Origin of the sequence: Paenibacillus sp. BIHB 4019, assembly GCF_002741035.1 — a bacterium.
Classification (GTDB): Bacteria; Bacillota; Bacilli; order Paenibacillales; family Paenibacillaceae; genus Pristimantibacillus.
Genome location: NZ_CP016808.1, coordinates 4720012 through 4737153, shown reverse-complemented (window position 1 = coordinate 4737153; position 17142 = coordinate 4720012). Strand labels below are relative to the sequence as shown.

Sequence of the window (17142 nt, the reverse complement as noted above, 5' to 3'; positions counted from 1 at the left end):
ATGTTTTATGAAATGAGGAAATTGTCTAATGTCAACTGATTTTACTGCAATGGGCGTCATGCCGGAGCTGGCCTCGCGTCTCCATGAGAACGGAATTACCGAGCCAACCCCGGTTCAAAAGAAATCGATTCCCGTACTGCTTGCGGGACAAGACGTCATTGCCCAAGCTCAAACCGGAACAGGCAAAACGCTTGCCTTTGCCTTGCCTATATTGCAGCGCATTCAAGTGCACAAGGAACAGGTGCAGGCGCTTATATTGACTCCAACCCGTGAGCTCGCTATTCAAATTACGAGCGAGCTCACGAAGCTTGCTCCGACCGTTGGCGCTACGGTGCTAGCTGCTTACGGCGGGCAGGATGTTGTTGCACAAATTCGCAAGCTGAACAATGCTCCCCATATCGTTGTAGCAACACCTGGACGATTGCTTGACCATATTCGCCGGGAGACGATCAACCTGGGCAAGCTGAAAATGCTCGTGCTTGATGAGGCTGACCAAATGCTGCATATGGGCTTCCTGCCAGAGGTCGAGAACATTATCGCGCATATGCCTAGAGCTCGCCAGACGATGCTGTTTTCGGCTACGATGCCGGAAGCAATTAAGCGCCTTGCTGCCAATTATATGAATACACCAGTCGATATTCGTATTCAAAGCACGCATGTAACGCTGGACAACATTAAGCAATTCGTCATTGAAACGACAGATCGCGGACGTGAACGTGCCGTTATGCAGCTGATTGAGCAGCATAACCCTTATTTGGCCGTTATTTTCTGCCGGACGAAGGTGCGGGCCAAAAAACTGAATGCAGCCCTGCAGGATAAAGGCATTCCTTCGGATGAGCTGCACGGCGATTTGACACAAGCGAAGCGCGAGCAAGTTATGAAGCGTTTCCGCGATGCCAAGCTGCAAATTCTCGTCGCAACGGATGTCGCTGCGCGCGGGCTTGATGTAGAAGGCGTCACCCATGTATACAACTATGATGTGCCGCAGGATTCAGAAATTTATATTCACCGTATCGGCCGTACAGGTCGTGCAGGACAGCGCGGTACAGCGGTAACTCTCTCTTCGCCGCATGATCGCGGCGCTGTTGCTCATATTGAGCGAAGCATCGATGCTTCGCTGCAGCGCTTTACGATTGATGAAGAAGGCCAATTAACAGCCGACAGCACGAAACGCTCAGCAGCTCCAGCCAAAGCATATGGCCGCGGAGATTCCTCCTCGTCAGAGCGCGGCGGCAGAGCACGTGGCGGACGCGATTCTGGACGTTCCGGCCAGCAAGGTCGCCGAGGCGGCGAATCCTCCGGTGGACGCGGACGCCAGCAAGCTGGCGGCAGAGGCCGTGGGCAGCAGGCTGAACGGTCAGCAGCCCCAAGCAAGTCAGGCGGCGGCAGCCCATGGGAAGCAGCAAGCGGCGGCGATACTGGAAGCAAGCGTGGCGGCAATGGAGCGCGCAGCTTCGGTGGCGGTGAGCGCAGTGAACGTTCCTCAGGCCCACGCAGCTTCGGCGGCGGAGACCGCAGCGAACGTCCTACCGGTCCTCGCAGCTTCGGCGGCGGCGAGCGCAGCGAACGCCCTGCCGGTCCTCGCAGCTTCGGTGGCGGTGAGCGCAGCGAACGTCCTGCCGGACCTCGCAGCTTCGGCGGCGGTGAGCGCAGCGAACGTTCCTCCTCAGGTGCACCACGCAGCTCTGGAGGACGGAGCTCCGGTGGACGCAGCTCTGGTTCTGGCAGCGGCGGTCGCAATTCCAGCGGTTCCAGCCGTGGATCCAGCCCTTCCCGTGGCGGCGGAGCTGGAAACAGTCGCGGTCGCAAAAGATAAATTTACCTTTCAAGCAGCTTTCCGTCGATTCCTATCGGCGAAGGCTGCTTTTTTCATCCTTCCCAGGCATTCGCCTCAGTAACATCCATCATAAACCGCCGGAGTTAGCGGCCTTACTAGCGCCCAATTATAAATGACCCATGACAGGAGTCCATTCCAAACAGGGCGAAAAACATACAATACAGTATACCGAGCGGCAGGGAAGAGATCATTTAAATGAAGCAGCACCCTAAGCCGGAAATTAACTGTACAGGAGGAATTAGCATGTCTGGTGTACATGGAGGCTTCACATCGACGGGTGCCATCCTGGTCCTGTTTATTCTTCTGGTCATCATAACTAAAGGATTTTTGTACTAATCCTAACCCAACACAGAATGTAAAAAACCGCCAGGATTCGCGCTCCCGGCGGTTTTTTCTGCGACTTACTGCTCCTGCTGTGCAAGGAGCAACGCTCACTTTTTATTTTCACCCTTACGCCTGATTAGCCGCAAGCTCCGCTTAATGCTCTCGGTTCCTGCAAAGCTCAACGTTCCTGCCAATATAGCGTTATGAAGCAGCTTAAGCCCCACATTGTATGTCAGCATGCCGATTACGATTTCAATTAGGATGAAACGCCTAATATCTGCTGAAGTAATGACGTACACTTTAAAGGTTTGGACGCGCAAGCAGCAATCACCTCAGGAATGGTATTTATTAACCTACCCTATGATGCCGACAGATTGTCTCATTCATCATGCTTGAAAGGCAGCCCCTATTCCGCTTATGTTGAACCTTTACCTGCTATTTTGTATAGCACGTCATTATTGCAAATCTGTCCGTCGATAAGTGCGAAGCAGCTCCAGCTCGCCTTCTGTCAGCTCGCGGTAGCTTCCCTCTTCCAACTCAGTGTCCAGCGCCAGAGGGCCCATGGCCACTCGCTTTAAATGGACAACCTGTTTGCCTACTGCCTCAAACATCCGCTTCACCTGATGGAACTTCCCTTCCATAATCGTTAGCGTAATCATCGACATAACGCCAGCATCTGTCTGTTCCTGGCTCCGTATATTCAAACGGGCAGGCATCGTCACATACCCATCATCCAGCTCGACACCCGCAGCGAACTGATCCTGATCGGCACGGCCTACATTGCCTCGCACGACCGCCTCATACGTTTTGGGCACATGCTTGCGCGGCGACAGCAGCTCGTGGGCTAGCTGTCCGTCATTGGTCAATAGCAGCAGGCCAACCGTATCCTTGTCCAGACGTCCGACCGGAAAAGGCTGGATCGCTTGATCTTCGTTTTCGAGCAAATCGATGACCGTTTCGTCTTTGCGATCCTCCGTCGCCGATACGACTCCTGCTGGCTTGTTCATCATAAAATAAGCAAATTCCCGGTAATTGACCTGCCGTCCTTCAAATCTGACCTCATGCATTTCGGGATTAATGATCATGCCGCTATCCTTGACTACAACCCCGTCAACGGTAATGAGTCCCTGCTTGACGAATTTTTTAATTTCGCTTCTCGTGCCGTTGCCCGTATGGGCCAACAGCTTGTCCAGCCTTATTTTTGCTGCCAAAACGATCTCTCCTTCAACTATCTGCTTCCCTCTTTATGCAACAAACCCCCAAAGGCGCTCGCTTGCGCGCCACTGGAGGTTTGTTATTAGCTTTGCGTGCCTTTCTTCGCCCGCAAAACCGCCGCTTCAACGTCTAAAGCAAGCTGCTGGAGCCCAAACAAATCCTCCTGCTCCCACATTTCATTAAATTTCATCTGAAATTGGGCTGCCTCCCGGACACGGTGGTAAAAATAAAGATCCTGTATCGTGCTGAGCACTTTGCTGACAACATTCGAGCTTTCCTCGAAGCCGCGCTGCGCATCCAAAATTTCATGGCGAATGCTCGACATCTCCTCATCTAGGGATGAGGCTGCCTCCGCCGCCTTTTTGAGACGCAGTCGCACGTCCTCAGGCAGGCTTTCCTTATATTTATAGTTCAGCGAGTGCTCGATCGTCGCCCAGAAATTCATCGCCAGTGTGCGAATCTGAATTTCTGCCAATACTTTTTTCTGACCGAGCGCCGTTTGGACAGGATATTCCACGATCATATGATAGCTGCGATAACCGCTATCCTTGTAATTCGTAATATAATCCTTCTCATTCACAAGCCTCAAATCTTTGCGCGAACGAATTAATCCAGCAACCCGGTGAATATCATCGACGAACTGGCACATAATGCGAATCCCTGCAATATCCTCAATCCCTTGCTCCAGCTGGTCCGCTGGCACATGCAGCCGCCTTGCCTTCTCCAAAACGCTCGAAACCTTCTTCACTCGGCCTGTGACAAATTCAATTGGCGAATAGGATTCCCGCCTTTTCAGCTCTACGCGCAGCGTTTTAAATTTAACTTTGAGTTCTTCAACTGTTTGCTCGTAAGGCTGTAAAAATAGATTCCAGTCTCGTCCATCCATCAGGGCCGCCTCCTCATCTTATCTATGGTCTGCGCCAATAGCCTCCGTTATGCTGCGGTAGCCATCTTTGCGCAAGCGCTCTTTCAAGCCGCTGGTCAGTTCACGCAGCAAGCCTGGGCCCTTATAGATTAAGGCCGTATATACTTCAACCAACGAGGCCCCAGCGCGGATTTTATCGTATGCATCAGCGGCAGTGAAAATGCCTCCCGAGCCAATGATCGGCAGCTTGCCCTCTGTCTGACGGTAAACTGCACGAATAACCTCCGTCGATCGCTCGCGCACTGGCACGCCGCTAAGGCCGCCCATTTCCCCAGCGTTCGAATGAGTAAGCCCGGTGCGTGACACGGTCGTATTCGTCGCAATAATGCCGGAAACCCCACTGTCCTTAATGGTTGCTACCGTCAGCTTAAGCTGCTCATCCGTCATGTCCGGAGCTATTTTGACTAGCACTGGCTTCGCGCTTTTACCTGATTTCGACGCCTGCTGCCTGATTTCCTCCAAAACGGTATCAAGGAGCAGTCTCAGCTCATCCCCATGCTGCAGCGCACGCAAGTCCGGCGTATTAGGCGAGCTAATGTTGACGACAAAAAAATCGCCCTGCCCGTACAGCGCCTGAATGCATAAGCGATAATCCTCATGTGCAAGCTCATTGGGCGTTACTTTGTTTTTTCCGATATTGACAGCGAGCGGGATGCGGTGTATTTTGCGCTTATTCAGCCGCTCTGCCATCGCATCAACGCCATCATTATTGAAGCCCATCCGGTTAATCAGCGCTTCATCTGGCGGAAGACGGAATAGTCTCGGCTGCTCATTGCCTGGCTGGCTTTTCGGAGTTACCGTTCCTACTTCCATAAAGCCAAAGCCTATGCTGGAAAATCCGTCTGCCGCCTTCGCGTTCTTATCCAGCCCTGCCGCGAGTCCGATCGGATGCGGAAAATGAATGCCGAATAAATCCACGGCAAGCTCCGGCGTCTCATTTACCCCGTACATCGCATGCATGATGCTCGTCATGCCAGGTACGCGCCCAGCAGCATGCAAACCATCGATAACCAAATGGTGGGCTTTCTCTGGATCCATTCGAAAAAATATCGGCTTACCCAATGAAGAATAAAGCAATTACACTCACTCCGATCTACAATAAATGTCCTACCCAATAGTGTAGCGTTTTTGCCCAGAAAAGAAAAGGGCAATACTGCTCCTTTGTTATTGCGGCTCTTTCCGAAAACGATTACAATATGACTATATTCCTTACTTATTAGAAAGAGGTTGATTGCCATGAGTTCACCCAAACGCAAACCACCCACAGTGAAAGCAAAAGCGCCAGAGGAAGTTAATAAGAAAGCACTCGTCTGGATAGGTGCTGCTGTTGGAGTTGTCATTGTCGCCGTCACCGTCTTGTTGTTGGTTAGCGGTTAATCAGCCCAGCCAGTGATACACTTTACCGGGATTCGTCTCGTCCTGACTCGGATTCAGCTTGAAGCGCTCCTTGGATTCCGAAATTTCGGACGGCAGAGTCCCGTTTTTAATTTTTACGACCGTCCCCATCGGTACCAGATCAAACAGCTCCTCTACATCCTGCTTCCCCATCCGAATGCATCCAAGCGATTCGTCCTGACCGAGGCTATCCGGCTCATCCGTGCCATGGATGGCATAAAGCGTACTGGAAAGCGTCATCCCCCGGCTGCCGAACTGGCCATTATCGCGCCCATTTGGATTTTTCACTTTCTCGCTAATATAAAAGCTGCCTTCCGGCGTTTTATCCCCGCCAAGCCCAACCTTAAAGCTGCGGACGATAATGTCGCCACTTACAACCGCAAGCCTGTGCGTTGACTTATCAACGACGATTTCGAGCGGCTTGCGCCAGGTTTCATCCACTCCGCCGGCTAGTTGATCCGAATTGCTTTGCAAATACTTCGATTGACGTTGACTTGAATCAGTTTGCGGCCTTTCAGCCTCATCTTCATTTTGCTGCTGCGCAGGCGATTTCGTCCCTGACTGATCCGTTTTCATAGCAGCAATTAGCGGCTTAAACATCTCCTTCATGCCAGATGCGTCACCGGCCAAAACATTGTTGGGATAGGGCTTAATGAGGTCATCAAGCTTCTCCGGCCACTTCTCGTTCATCCGCTTGTACTGATAGATGGCGCTGGCAAGCGTCCAACGAACCTCCTGTTGCTCGCTCCAAGCCATGAACTTCGTTTTCACCGTAGAAGCATCAGCCGGCTTGCAGCTGCATACTCCGCCATCAAGCATCTTTACTTCCATCGGTACATAATCGGACTGCTGCTCCACCGACATCAGCAGCTTGCGATTGCCTGTCCATTTGCGCCAGCCTTCCTGCTCTTCCAGCTTGACTACAGCCGCTTCAGACGGCCGCTTGGACCAGGACAGCAGCTCTTCCCAAGCGCTCCCGATTGGATTGCGTTCCCCCTTGTCCGTCAACACAACGCCGAAGGTTGGATCAATGGGTACATCGATAATAGCATTCGCTTCTGCCGCAGCGAGATCAGCCAGCTGGTTTGCGTTTGAAGGCATAACCATTAGCAGCAGCACAAGCGAAATCGCCCCCATAATCGCGCGGCGAATCGTCCGTTTTTTACGCTGCTGGCGATTCCATTCCTCCAGCATTTCCTGCGGGCTTTCAGCCAGCGGATGTGGCTTGCGCTCAAACGCCTCGTAAATTTCCCCTGCTTGAATGAAGCAATAATTCGCTTTCGCCGTCTTATCCAACTGCAAATATTGCTTGCCCAGCAAATACCACGCCATTTTATTGTCAGGATGATTTCTAACGTATTGCTTTAGATAGAGGTTATCCTCTAATTGCTCCATCATTAACCCCCCTCAAAGTCCAATAACACTATATCGGCAACATTTACCTTTTTTTTGACTCTAGCGTAAACGGCTTTGCCATCCTTCTATTTAAAGCTCTCTTCGAACACAAAAAACTCCCCAACTACGCAGTGCAACTTCTGCATAGTTGGGGAGTTTAAGTTTAAGCTGGGTTTAGTTGAAAGGCGCGTCCGCGATTTTAATCGAATCCGTCGGGCAGCCGTCTACTGCATCTTGCATATCGTCATAAAGATCTTCCGAGATTGCAACACAGCCTTTATTGCCGTCGTTGCCGAAAATCACCTCTGCCAGACCTTCATCATCGTAATCATAAATGTCAGGAGCCGTTGCGCCGCATGCGCCGCATGCAATACAAGTATCCTTTTCTACCCAAGTGTACTTAGCCATTCAAAATACCTCCCATAAAGTGACGGAATAATGCCGCTATATAGCTTGTCTTCCGTTAATGACATCATAAAAATAAAGCTTCATTCATCAATATATACCATCATTCAGCCTTTGGCAACCTGACACTGCGATTAAAAATCTTCCTTTTGCAGCGAAGTGCCCCGCAGCCGCTTATTGCGAATAAGTGCGGAAGGATCATCGCTGAGCATCCCCGCCGTTAGCACCGCATCCTCGCCAAACTTGTCCCGCAGCAAGTCCATCGCCTTTGTCAGCGCTTCCTTACGCGGCTGCTCCTCATAATTGAACAAATCCAGCTGGACCGCTGTATCCACCTCAGGCGACAAATTTTGCAGCGTCACTCCCAGCAGCCTCACTGGCTCTCCCTCCAGCCAATGCTTGTCGAACAAGCGGCACGCTTCCTGAAAAATATCTTCCATCGCATGCGTTGGCGAGCGAAACGTATTCGAACGGGTGATGGTCGTCATATCCGGCCTGCGAACCGTAATTTGCACCGTAAGCGCCATCAGTTTTTGCCTTCTGAGCCGCCGTGCTGTCTGATCCGATAAATTAAGCAGAACACGGTGAATATCTTCCCTTGCGATAAAATCCTTCGGCAGCGTCGTCGTATGGCCAATCGACTTGTTCACCTCACGCTCTCCATTCACAGGAGAGTGGTCAATGCCATTGGCTGCCCCTTTCATCCAAGCTCCAACGACGCCAAACTGCTTAATGAGCAGCCGTTCATCCGTCTGGGCAAGCTGTCCAATTGTGCGAATATTGAGCCGAGCCAGCTTGTCTGCCGTCTTTTTCCCAATGCCGAACAGATCGCCGCACGGCTTGTCCCATAGCAGCTCGGGCACATCACGCAGCCGAAGCACCGTCATCCCATTTGGTTTTTTCATATCCGAGGCCATCTTCGCCAGCAGCTTATTCGGGGCAATGCCAATGGAGCTGGGCAACTGCCATTCCGTACGGATACGCTCCTGCAAAACGCTGGCAATTTCCAGCGGCGTTCCGAATATTTTTGATCCGGTTATGTCCATATAACATTCATCTATAGAAACAGCTTCCACCAAATCTGTATAGCTTCTGGCAAGCGTCATGAAGCCTCGTGAATATTTGCGGTATAAATGGAAGTCCGGCTGAATAAGGATGAGTTCAGGACAACGTCTAAGCCCCTCACGCACCGTCATGCCCGTCTTGACCCCAAGCTTTCTGGCAGTGTATGAGCAGGTGACGATAATGCCCTTGCGCAGCTCCACGCTGCCAGCAACAGCTGTTGGTTTATTTTTATATTTATCCGGCTCCTCCGCCTCATGGACAGAGCAGTAGAAGGCATTCATATCCAGATGCAAAATGACGCGGCCCTTCGCCGGATAATGCTCATTCGTATTCGTCATTGTAAGGTTCCACCACCTGCGAGGAGATCCGCCTGAACGCAATATCTCCACCGTTGTTTATTTGTATTTATCAGCATACCGCTGCCGATGTAGCAAGTCAATTGAACAGCTGAGAACCGCAAAAGCCGCAAGCGTAAACGGCTTTCCCCATCCTCTGGCGGCAAAGCTACCGTTTCGAGGGTGAAATATTAAGAATACATCACGGGTGAAACTAATACTTTCTTATATTTAAAAAAAGTAAGGGCTGCTCTCTACATTCCAGTCAACTAGTGTTATAATAATTCATTATAATTGTAAAGGCTATCAGTGAAGAAGGAGGCCTTCTGGCCATGACAATGAATTTAACTATTTTTGACACAACGCTGCGTGATGGTACGCAAGGAGAAGGCATAAGCCTATCAGCGGAGGACAAGCTGAAGATCGCTTTGAAGCTTGATGCACTAGGTGTTCATTATATTGAGGGCGGCAACCCGGGAAGCAACAGCAAAGATATTGAGTTTTTTGAGCGCATTAAGGCCTATAATTTGCAAGCGAAGATTACGGCATTCGGCAGCACTAGACGCAAGTTCAGTCTGGCACACCAAGATGCTAATTTGCTCAGAATTAAAGAATCCGGCGTTCCTGCAGCAACGCTTGTCGGAAAGTCATGGGATTTTCACGTACACACCGCCCTGCAAACGACACTCGAAGAAAACATAGCCATGGTCTACGACTCGCTTGCTTTCCTCAAGCATAATGGCATTGAAGCGATGTTTGATGCGGAGCATTTTTTTGACGGCTACAAGCATAACCCGGAATACGCACTGGCGGTGCTGCGCAAGGCACAGGAAGCAGGAACGGATTGGCTCGTGCTTTGTGATACGAACGGCGGCACGCTGCCGGGCGAAATTCACGAAATCGTGTCGCGCGTTCGCGCCGAGCTGAATGCTCCTATCGGCATTCATACGCACAATGACTGTGAGCTGGCGGTTGCCAACTCGCTTGCTGCCGTGCAAGCCGGAGCCCGTCAAATCCAAGGCACGATTAATGGATATGGCGAACGCTGCGGCAATGCCAATCTTTGTTCGATTATTCCAAATTTGCAGCTTAAAATGGGATATAACTGTTTGCCGGATGACAAGCTGAGCTTGCTGACAGGAACCGCACGTTTTGTCAGTGAGATTGCCAACGTGCATATGCCTGTTGGCCAGCCTTATGTCGGCAATGCGGCTTTCGCCCATAAGGGCGGCATCCACGTGTCGGCGATCATGAAAGATTCCAAAACCTATGAGCATATCGCGCCAGAACTCGTTGGCAACAAACAGCGCATTCTCGTCTCCGAGCTGGCAGGCCAAAGCAACATCATCTCCAAAGCTCAGGAGCTTGGCCTCGATGTGAACGCCAACAACGAGAAAACAAAGCAAATTATGGAGCGGATTAAAGATTTGGAGCATCAAGGCTATCAATTTGAAGGTGCTGATGCCTCTCTTGAACTGCTGCTTAGAGAAGCTTTTGGCGAGGCTGAGGAAATTTTCACGGTCGAGTCCTTTAAAATGCTGGTGGAAAACTCTCAAGGCTCGCTCCGCAGTGAGGCAATCGTGAAGCTCAACGTTGGCGGCGAGCAAGTATACACCGCGGCAGAGGGCAACGGCCCGCTCAATGCGCTCGATAACGCCCTGAGAAAGGCGCTTGTGCAGTTTTATCCAAAAATCAAGCAAATTCATTTGTCCGACTACAAAGTTCGCGTAATCGACGAGAAGGACGCTACAGCTGCTAAAGTGCGCGTGCTTGTAGAGTCTACCAGCATCGACAACACATGGAGCACCGTAGGCGTCTCCAGCAATGTCATTGAAGCAAGCTGGGAGGCATTAGTTGACGGCATTCGTTACGCCCTGCTCAACATGGGCAAACCTGATGCCATTGATACTCCTGCAATAGAGCAGCATGGACTAGTAAACCACTAATTCCGCGCATAATTGGCAATTGGACAATAACAAAGGGCATTCCTCAAGCCATAAGTAACAACTGGCTTGCAGGAATGCCCTTTATTTGTATTGTTTTTAAATGGTCGAATGCTATTTTTTTTGCAAACTGCTCCGGTATGGCTCTACTTATGCGCCTAGCTCGGCGCGAACTGCGGTTTGCCGGGCTTTCAGCCGGAAAAACACGCCCATGCTGGCAATCGTCAAAAAGCTGCCAATCAACTGCGCGGTGCCTAAATATTCATTAAGCAGAAAATAAGCTAATATCATTGCTAACACCGGCTCGCCGATAATCGCCATCGAAACGTTCGTTGCCCCAATATGCTTCAACAGCATATTAAACACCAAATGTCCGAATATAGTCGGAATAATCGCCAGCAAGACGAAATACATCCATTCCTGCGCAGCATACCCCGTCAAAGCAATTTGATTGACGAGATTGTAAATGAACATGACTATTCCTGCAATCAAAAATACGATTAAGCTGTACAAATTCGAAGGCAGCCTGCCGCTGATCTTTTGCCCAGCTATCATATACACAGCAACCGCCATCGTTCCGAGCAAGGACAATAAATCGCCGAATAACGCCTCACGCGACACCCCGATATCGCCCCAGGCGATAATGATGGAACCTAGTACTGCTACAGCCATACAAAGGCTGCCCGCTATCGCCTGTCGCTCTTTAAATAGAAGAAACGAACCGAGCATCACAAAGATGGGCTGCAGCGTTATAAATACCATGGAGCTCGCAACAGACGTAAATTTCAGCGATTCCATCCAAAGCAAAAAATGCAGGCCGAGAAAAAAGCCCGCACAGCTTAAAATCATCCACTCCTTGCGGGTTAAACGAATCGTCCGGAACACCTTCCACGGTATAAGCGGCAGCATAATAACGACGGTAATAAACAGCCGGTACATACCTGCCACCGAGGAAGGAGCACTCGAGAACTTAATAATAATCGACGATATCGCTACAGCCAAAACAGCAATAAGCAGCCATACGTAAGGGTGGAGCCATAATTTCTTCTGTTCGGTATTCATGATCGTGCCGGCTCCCTTAATAGCTTATGAATATTTTTCAATGAGACGATCCCACTCCGAAAGCGGAATGACGCCATTGATCCTTTCCCGAATAACGCCTTTAGAATCAATTAGAAACGTCGTTGGAAAAGTATTCACCTTATATTCCTTCGTGACATCTCCCTCGCGATCCATCAGAATGGTAAATGTGAATTCATGATCCAGGGCGAATTGCCTTGCTGCGCGCTCTTTATCAAACTTGGTAGAATTCACGCCATACATTGCGATTTTATCCCCATACTTCTCATGAAGCTCCTGCAAATCCGGCGCCTCCAGCTCACAGGGACCACACCATGACGCCCAAAAATTCACAAAGCTGAGCTTGCCCTGCTCTCCCCCGACTTTGTACATCTGCTCATCCAGCGCCTGAAGCTCGAATTGCTGGGCAGCATATCCCGCTTTCGGCTTAAAATCCCCGGAAGCAGAAATAATTGCGCTGTCTTTCTCCATATATTGCGAAATAGCTAAACCAGCCAGCACAAAAGCGACTATGAACCATGCGGACGCCTTCTTCATTTTCCAAAATCCTCCTGCCAATTTCATGCTTTTACCTGCTTCCATCGTAACACGGCCGGCAAGATAAGCTCAACAAAAACGCCTCTTCCTTCATTAAACCGTCATATCTGCCGTGTTTTCCCCTTTTATTTTGGGTTAAAATAAATCAAATCATACCTATACGATATCGGATATAGGATTGACGGGAGGGCATTTGCGTGAAGCCGCAACTACTACATATAACAACCCAGGCTTATGATCGGCTCATTGCCTCATGCCTTGAAGCACTTCCTAGGGAAGCCTGCGGCATTTTGACAGGCGAACCAAACATCGGCAAAATAATCGACGTGACTGCTATTGCGAACGTCCATCCTTCCCCTTCGGCTGCCTTTGCTTTCGCTCCAGACGATTGGGTAAAGGCTTATTACCGCATGCAAAAAAGCCGGCAATCGCTGCTCGGCTTCTTCCACTCTCATCCGACGTCGCCGCCCCACCCTTCAACTGCGGATGAGCTGGGCATCCATACGGATGATTTATTGTTGTCTCATTGGATAATTTCTTTGCAGCAGCCTTTGCAGCCTGAAATACAGGCTTATTGCTACCTGAACGGATGCTTCCAGCCAGCGCAATGGGCTATCGCTGACTGAGATAAGCATACAGGTCGCCGAGCGTATTTATATTCCGCTCAAAAATACGCCGCAAATACGACTGCCACAATTCTGCCGTCATTAAAGAATCCTCCAGCGCATGATGCCGCTGTGTAATCGTAATGCCGCTGTCTTCCAGCAAATCATCCAGCGCATAGCTATCACGCTTCGGCTCCAGCCACTTGGCAACCATCATCGTATCCAATACGCGATGGTTCAAGTTCACTTTCGACGTTCGCCACAACGCAGCGTTGAGAAATTGCTTGTCATGCCCGGAAGCATGGGCAACGAGCGGCCGCTTGCCGACAAACTCCATGAAATCATGCAGCACCTGCATCAAATCGGGGGCATCCTCTACCATTTCATTCGTAATGCCTGTCAGCTCCACAATAGCCCGGGGAATACGGCGCTTCGGATTAACGAGGCTGTAGAACGTCTCCGACGAATAAATTTCGCTCCCACGCATTAATACGGCGCCAAAGGAAATAATTTCATCGCCATTTGACGGGTAAAATCCCGTTGTCTCCAAGTCAAACACGATAAATTCCATTTCCCTAAGCAGCATGTCAAGCGGGGATTGCTTGCGCTGCTCTTTGTTGACAGAGCGAATAAAAGCCATTTGCTGGGCATTTTGCGATCCCAGCATAGAGGCTATGGCCGGCGTAAAGCCGCCCATTTTATATAAGCTCCACATCCGTCCCACGCCTTTAGGTTCCTTCATAGTCTCCATCCACCGCCTTACACAAGCCTTCCCATCGTGGTTTTATACACTTTGCGCTGCAGCTTCTTTCCGAACCGCAAGCTTTTCTTTAATTCATCTTTCATCTCTTTAGTAAGCTTGCGAGAAGCCACTTTGCCATTGTTGCCATACCAGCCATTTTCCGAGCTTTCAATCGATAACAGCCGGAGCCTGAGAAAAAAGAGAAAAGCCTGCTCACATTGCTTGGCTTCCTGCTCCGAGAGCTCCTTTTCTTCCAATAGCCTCCGCATGCGATCCATCGTAGAAGACTCGCGAATGCCTCGCTGGATCGACAACAGCCGAATGGCATTCACCATCGGAATGTAGGCGCCATATTTAATATCCAGACTGCCTGCATCCTCTCCATACTGCTCCTTCAGCAAATGGCCGAATACGCCGAGCAGCATTTTGTGGCGCATCGTATTTTCAAGCATGCGTCTGATAATAATCGGCGTGGCCAGCATGTCGGTGAAAAAAATATCCTTGAATCGCCGCATAAGCAGCTCACTTCCAAAAATGCAGCGTCCATCTGCTATGATTAGCAAATAACGGACAGCCTCCCAGCTTGGCTCCTTAAACCACGAGTTAATTTGCTCCTCCCATGCTGACAGCGATTTGCACCACTGGGGATTGCTGCTGAGCACTTCTCCCTCGCATGGAGGATATCCCGCCGTTTGAAGATAACTGACAATGAGTGCGGACAATTCATAAAAATAGCGCTGCACAGCCGACTCATCATCAGCTGCAAACTCATAAACAATGCCGCTGTCCTGATCGCTGGACAAGGTTTGCTCTTCCCTGCCTCCGCTGCCGAATAATAAATAGGCGTAAGGCACGGGAGGAGAACCCTTCCCCATCCGTGCCATTTCCGCTTCTGCGAGTGCAATTGCCCGGCTGATCACCGTATCATGCATCTCATTCAATTGTTCATTAAACTGTTCGACAGGGCTTGCAAGGAGAGCTTCCTTCATCCGATCATGTACCTGATCCCGCAAGCTGCGCAGCGTGCCGGCCTCCTCGGCCAAGCTTATCTGCTCCAGCAGCTTTACATGCACAGGGTCCGTCATCCGAGTCTCTCCCCTTTGAATCGCCCTTATAATATTAACCTTGCAGGTTTTGACCTGCTTTTTTCATTTGCTCAGGATAACCATAAGCGCCATGCTCACTAAGGTCAAGACCTACAATTTCTTGCTCTTCTGTTACACGGAAGCCCATTACCAGCTTCATAATGCCAAGTACCAGGAACGATGCTGCCAGAACGAATGCGCCACATACAACAACGCTCTCGAATTGTACCCATAATTGCTTCCAGCTGCCTGTATCAAGCAAGCCGCCTTGGCCTACGCCCACTTTGTCAGCCAATGCTTGTGTTGCAAAAATACCGTTAGCCAGCGTACCCCAAATACCAGCTGCACCGTGAACCGACATTGCATAAATCGGATCGTCGATTTTCATTTTTTCGAAAAACTTCGCGCTGTAGAATACAAGCACACCTGCTACTAGACCAATTACGACCGCTGCCCATGGATCAACGAATGCACAGGAAGCTGTAATTGCAACCAGACCCGCGAGGGTGCCGTTAAGTGTAGTTGTAATATCTGCCTTGCCTGTAACAGCCCACGAAATCAGCAGCGAGGAAACCGCACCTGCACCTGCTCCTAGCATTGTTGTAAAAGCTACATAACCGAAGAAGCCGTCACCAATGCTCACCGTGCTGCCTGCGTTAAAGCCGAACCAGCCGACCCACAGAAGCAGTACCGATAGTGCTGTATACACTTGGTTATGTCCCGCAATTTCATTTGCAGAGCCATCTTTGTTGAACTTGCCAATACGAGGTTTAAGCAGAATGGTTGCTGCCAATGCTGCCAATGCGCCGGATAAATGCACGACCGTCGAACCGGCAAAGTCTTGTGCGCCATCTGCTGCAAGCCAGCCGCCGCCCCAGATCCAGTGAGCAACTACCGGGTAAATCGCAGCAATGTAGATAACGGTGAAAATAAGGTAGGAGGACAATTTAGCACGTTCCGCAAAGCCGCCCCATGCGATGGAAAGCGACACCGCTGCGAAAGCTAGTTGGAACAGGAAGAAAATAGTTGTTGGAAGCTCATCATTTACACTTGAAATAGCTGGATTAAAGAAGAAATCGCCCCAGCCGATAAAGCTGCTTGATCCGCCATCGGCATTAGCCGTTCCGAACGCAATACCATAACCGATCGCCCAATAAACCAAACCTGCTAGACCAGCTGTGAAAATGGTTTTGCCTGCAACATGGCCGGCATTTTTCATTCTGGTCGAACCTGTTTCCAAAAGAATAAATCCGCCTTGCATGAGCAAAACTAACACGAATGCTACCATGACCCATAAGGAGTCGATACCCATATTCAATGTTGCATTGGATGGGTCATTCGCAAAAGCCATTGCCGGGAATACTAAGCACATTGCCCCTAGTGTGAATAACATCTTTCTAATCATTACGACCACTCCCCATACGTTATGTTTCCTAACATTTCAGGAAAGACTTAATGTCATTATAGTCAGTAGAGTCGCATTTGACAATACGTTTTATTCTATTTTCGAAAAAAATCTAACATTCGACCTCAAGAAAGCGGTTAATGTTAAGTTTTTTCACAGTACTTGCCTGGTCATAGCAGCTTTTGCCGTAATGGGGTTTAACCTTTGTACTTTTCATCTTCTATTTAGGACACAGCTTCCTAGGCATAATTCCCCTTCATTTACCTATCTATGTAACACGTTTGACTGTATGGTTACTTTACGATTATCATTAAACATAGACATATATAGATAGAGGAAAGAAGGTGAACGGATTGGAATCTGCTGAACGTTATAAAATTGGAGAACTCGCTAAACTAGCCAACATCAGTCCGCGAACAATTGACTATTATACTTCAATGGGACTTATTGAACCGGCGGAACGCTCTTCGACAAACTACCGCTTGTATAATTCTGAAACGTTAATTCGCTTGAAACGTATTGAACAAATGAAACAAAACAAGCATACGCTTGAAGAAATTAAACAATCATTAGCAGCATGGGACAGTGTAACTGCTGAAGAGCAGGTATCGCGCAAGCTGACCGATCTACAGCTTCGTCTAAGCGAGCTGGAACGAGAGGTTAAAGACTTGGAGCCAGTAATCAAGCAAATGAAGCCTCGCCAAGCCAACAGGCTCTACACTCGTATCATGCCGCAAACGGCAGCTTGTATTGAAGCGCTTATGCTGCTGCTAAACAAGGGGAATTTTATGTAGTGATATACAATAAAAGCTTCGCCCCTTGATCGGAAAGTCAAATTTATCATTTGGA

General features: G+C 49.6%; 18 protein-coding genes. 6 read left to right on the top strand and 12 right to left on the bottom strand.

Annotation, left to right across the window (positions count from 1 at the left end; all coding sequences use genetic code 11):
- Positions 1-28: 28 nt before the first annotated feature.
- Positions 29-1816, top strand: a complete 1788-nt coding sequence (locus tag BBD42_RS20540) for a DEAD/DEAH box helicase (RefSeq protein WP_099519679.1) — start codon at positions 29-31, stop codon at positions 1814-1816.
- 264 nt (positions 1817-2080) lie between these two features.
- On the top strand, positions 2081-2173 hold the full coding sequence (locus tag BBD42_RS20535) for a sporulation protein YjcZ (RefSeq protein WP_081418580.1): 93 nt from the start codon (positions 2081-2083) through the stop codon (positions 2171-2173).
- A gap of 95 nt (positions 2174-2268) precedes the next feature.
- Here the strand turns inward: BBD42_RS20535 and BBD42_RS20530 are convergent, their stop codons facing one another.
- The 4 genes from BBD42_RS20530 to BBD42_RS20515 form a co-directional block, all read right to left on the bottom strand.
- Positions 2269-2481 (bottom strand): hypothetical protein, encoded by a 213-nt coding sequence (locus tag BBD42_RS20530; protein ID WP_056029438.1) that lies wholly within the window; start codon positions 2479-2481, stop codon positions 2269-2271.
- Positions 2482-2616: 135 nt separating this feature from the next.
- Entirely contained in the window at positions 2617-3372 is a 756-nt protein-coding gene (locus tag BBD42_RS20525; RefSeq protein ID WP_099519678.1) for a pseudouridine synthase, read from the bottom strand.
- Positions 3373-3458: 86 nt separating this feature from the next.
- Positions 3459-4262 (bottom strand): GTP diphosphokinase, encoded by an 804-nt coding sequence (gene yjbM, locus BBD42_RS20520; RefSeq protein ID WP_056029444.1) that lies wholly within the window; start codon positions 4260-4262, stop codon positions 3459-3461.
- Between the two features lie 18 nt (positions 4263-4280).
- On the bottom strand, positions 4281-5339 hold the full coding sequence (locus BBD42_RS20515) for a quinone-dependent dihydroorotate dehydrogenase (RefSeq protein ID WP_481855890.1): 1059 nt from the start codon (positions 5337-5339) through the stop codon (positions 4281-4283).
- Positions 5340-5537: 198 nt separating this feature from the next.
- Here BBD42_RS20515 and BBD42_RS31840 point away from each other — a divergent pair, with 198 nt between their 5' ends.
- The gene (locus tag BBD42_RS31840; RefSeq protein ID WP_172455573.1) at positions 5538-5678 is read left to right on the top strand and encodes a hypothetical protein; all 141 of its coding nucleotides are present in this window, start codon (positions 5538-5540) and stop codon (positions 5676-5678) included.
- Here the strand turns inward: BBD42_RS31840 and BBD42_RS20510 are convergent, their stop codons facing one another.
- The 3 genes from BBD42_RS20510 to BBD42_RS20500 form a co-directional block, all read right to left on the bottom strand.
- Positions 5679-7094 carry a L,D-transpeptidase family protein gene (locus BBD42_RS20510; protein WP_099519677.1) on the bottom strand — a complete coding sequence of 472 codons (1416 nt, stop codon included), beginning with the start codon at positions 7092-7094 and terminating at the stop codon, positions 5679-5681.
- Positions 7095-7265: 171 nt separating this feature from the next.
- Positions 7266-7499 (bottom strand): ferredoxin, encoded by a 234-nt coding sequence (locus tag BBD42_RS20505; protein ID WP_046229957.1) that lies wholly within the window; start codon positions 7497-7499, stop codon positions 7266-7268.
- A gap of 131 nt (positions 7500-7630) precedes the next feature.
- Positions 7631-8899, bottom strand: a complete 1269-nt coding sequence (locus BBD42_RS20500) for a DNA polymerase IV (RefSeq protein ID WP_099519676.1) — start codon at positions 8897-8899, stop codon at positions 7631-7633.
- A gap of 329 nt (positions 8900-9228) precedes the next feature.
- Here BBD42_RS20500 and cimA point away from each other — a divergent pair, with 329 nt between their 5' ends.
- Positions 9229-10842 carry a citramalate synthase gene (gene cimA, locus BBD42_RS20495; protein WP_099519675.1) on the top strand — a complete coding sequence of 538 codons (1614 nt, stop codon included), beginning with the start codon at positions 9229-9231 and terminating at the stop codon, positions 10840-10842.
- A gap of 147 nt (positions 10843-10989) precedes the next feature.
- On the opposite strand, the gene BBD42_RS20490 is transcribed toward cimA, so the two are convergent.
- Both BBD42_RS20490 and BBD42_RS20485 read right to left on the bottom strand, forming a co-directional pair.
- Positions 10990-11901: a DMT family transporter gene (locus BBD42_RS20490; protein ID WP_099519674.1), complete on the bottom strand. Its 912-nt coding sequence runs from the start codon at positions 11899-11901 to the stop codon at positions 10990-10992.
- 24 nt (positions 11902-11925) lie between these two features.
- Positions 11926-12456 (bottom strand): TlpA family protein disulfide reductase, encoded by a 531-nt coding sequence (locus BBD42_RS20485; RefSeq protein WP_056029464.1) that lies wholly within the window; start codon positions 12454-12456, stop codon positions 11926-11928.
- Between the two features lie 197 nt (positions 12457-12653).
- Here BBD42_RS20485 and BBD42_RS20480 point away from each other — a divergent pair, with 197 nt between their 5' ends.
- Positions 12654-13082 (top strand): M67 family metallopeptidase, encoded by a 429-nt coding sequence (locus tag BBD42_RS20480; RefSeq protein ID WP_172455572.1) that lies wholly within the window; start codon positions 12654-12656, stop codon positions 13080-13082.
- Here BBD42_RS20480 and BBD42_RS20475 read toward each other — a convergent pair.
- From BBD42_RS20475 to BBD42_RS20465, 3 genes are read right to left on the bottom strand one after another with little or no spacing between them, the layout of a single operon-like run.
- Positions 13069-13803 carry a 3'-5' exonuclease gene (locus BBD42_RS20475; protein ID WP_099519672.1) on the bottom strand — a complete coding sequence of 245 codons (735 nt, stop codon included), beginning with the start codon at positions 13801-13803 and terminating at the stop codon, positions 13069-13071. The genes BBD42_RS20480 and BBD42_RS20475 overlap by 14 nt on opposite strands.
- Before the next feature lie 17 nt (positions 13804-13820).
- On the bottom strand, positions 13821-14888 hold the full coding sequence (locus tag BBD42_RS20470; RefSeq protein WP_099519671.1) for a DUF294 nucleotidyltransferase-like domain-containing protein: 1068 nt from the start codon (positions 14886-14888) through the stop codon (positions 13821-13823).
- 34 nt (positions 14889-14922) lie between these two features.
- Complete coding sequence (locus BBD42_RS20465; RefSeq protein WP_056029477.1) at positions 14923-16293, bottom strand: ammonium transporter; 1371 nt, start codon at positions 16291-16293, stop codon at positions 14923-14925.
- Positions 16294-16637: 344 nt separating this feature from the next.
- Between BBD42_RS20465 and BBD42_RS20460 the strand changes: the two genes are divergently transcribed.
- The gene (locus BBD42_RS20460; protein WP_481855889.1) at positions 16638-17087 is read left to right on the top strand and encodes a MerR family transcriptional regulator; all 450 of its coding nucleotides are present in this window, start codon (positions 16638-16640) and stop codon (positions 17085-17087) included.
- Positions 17088-17142: the final 55 nt, after the last annotated feature.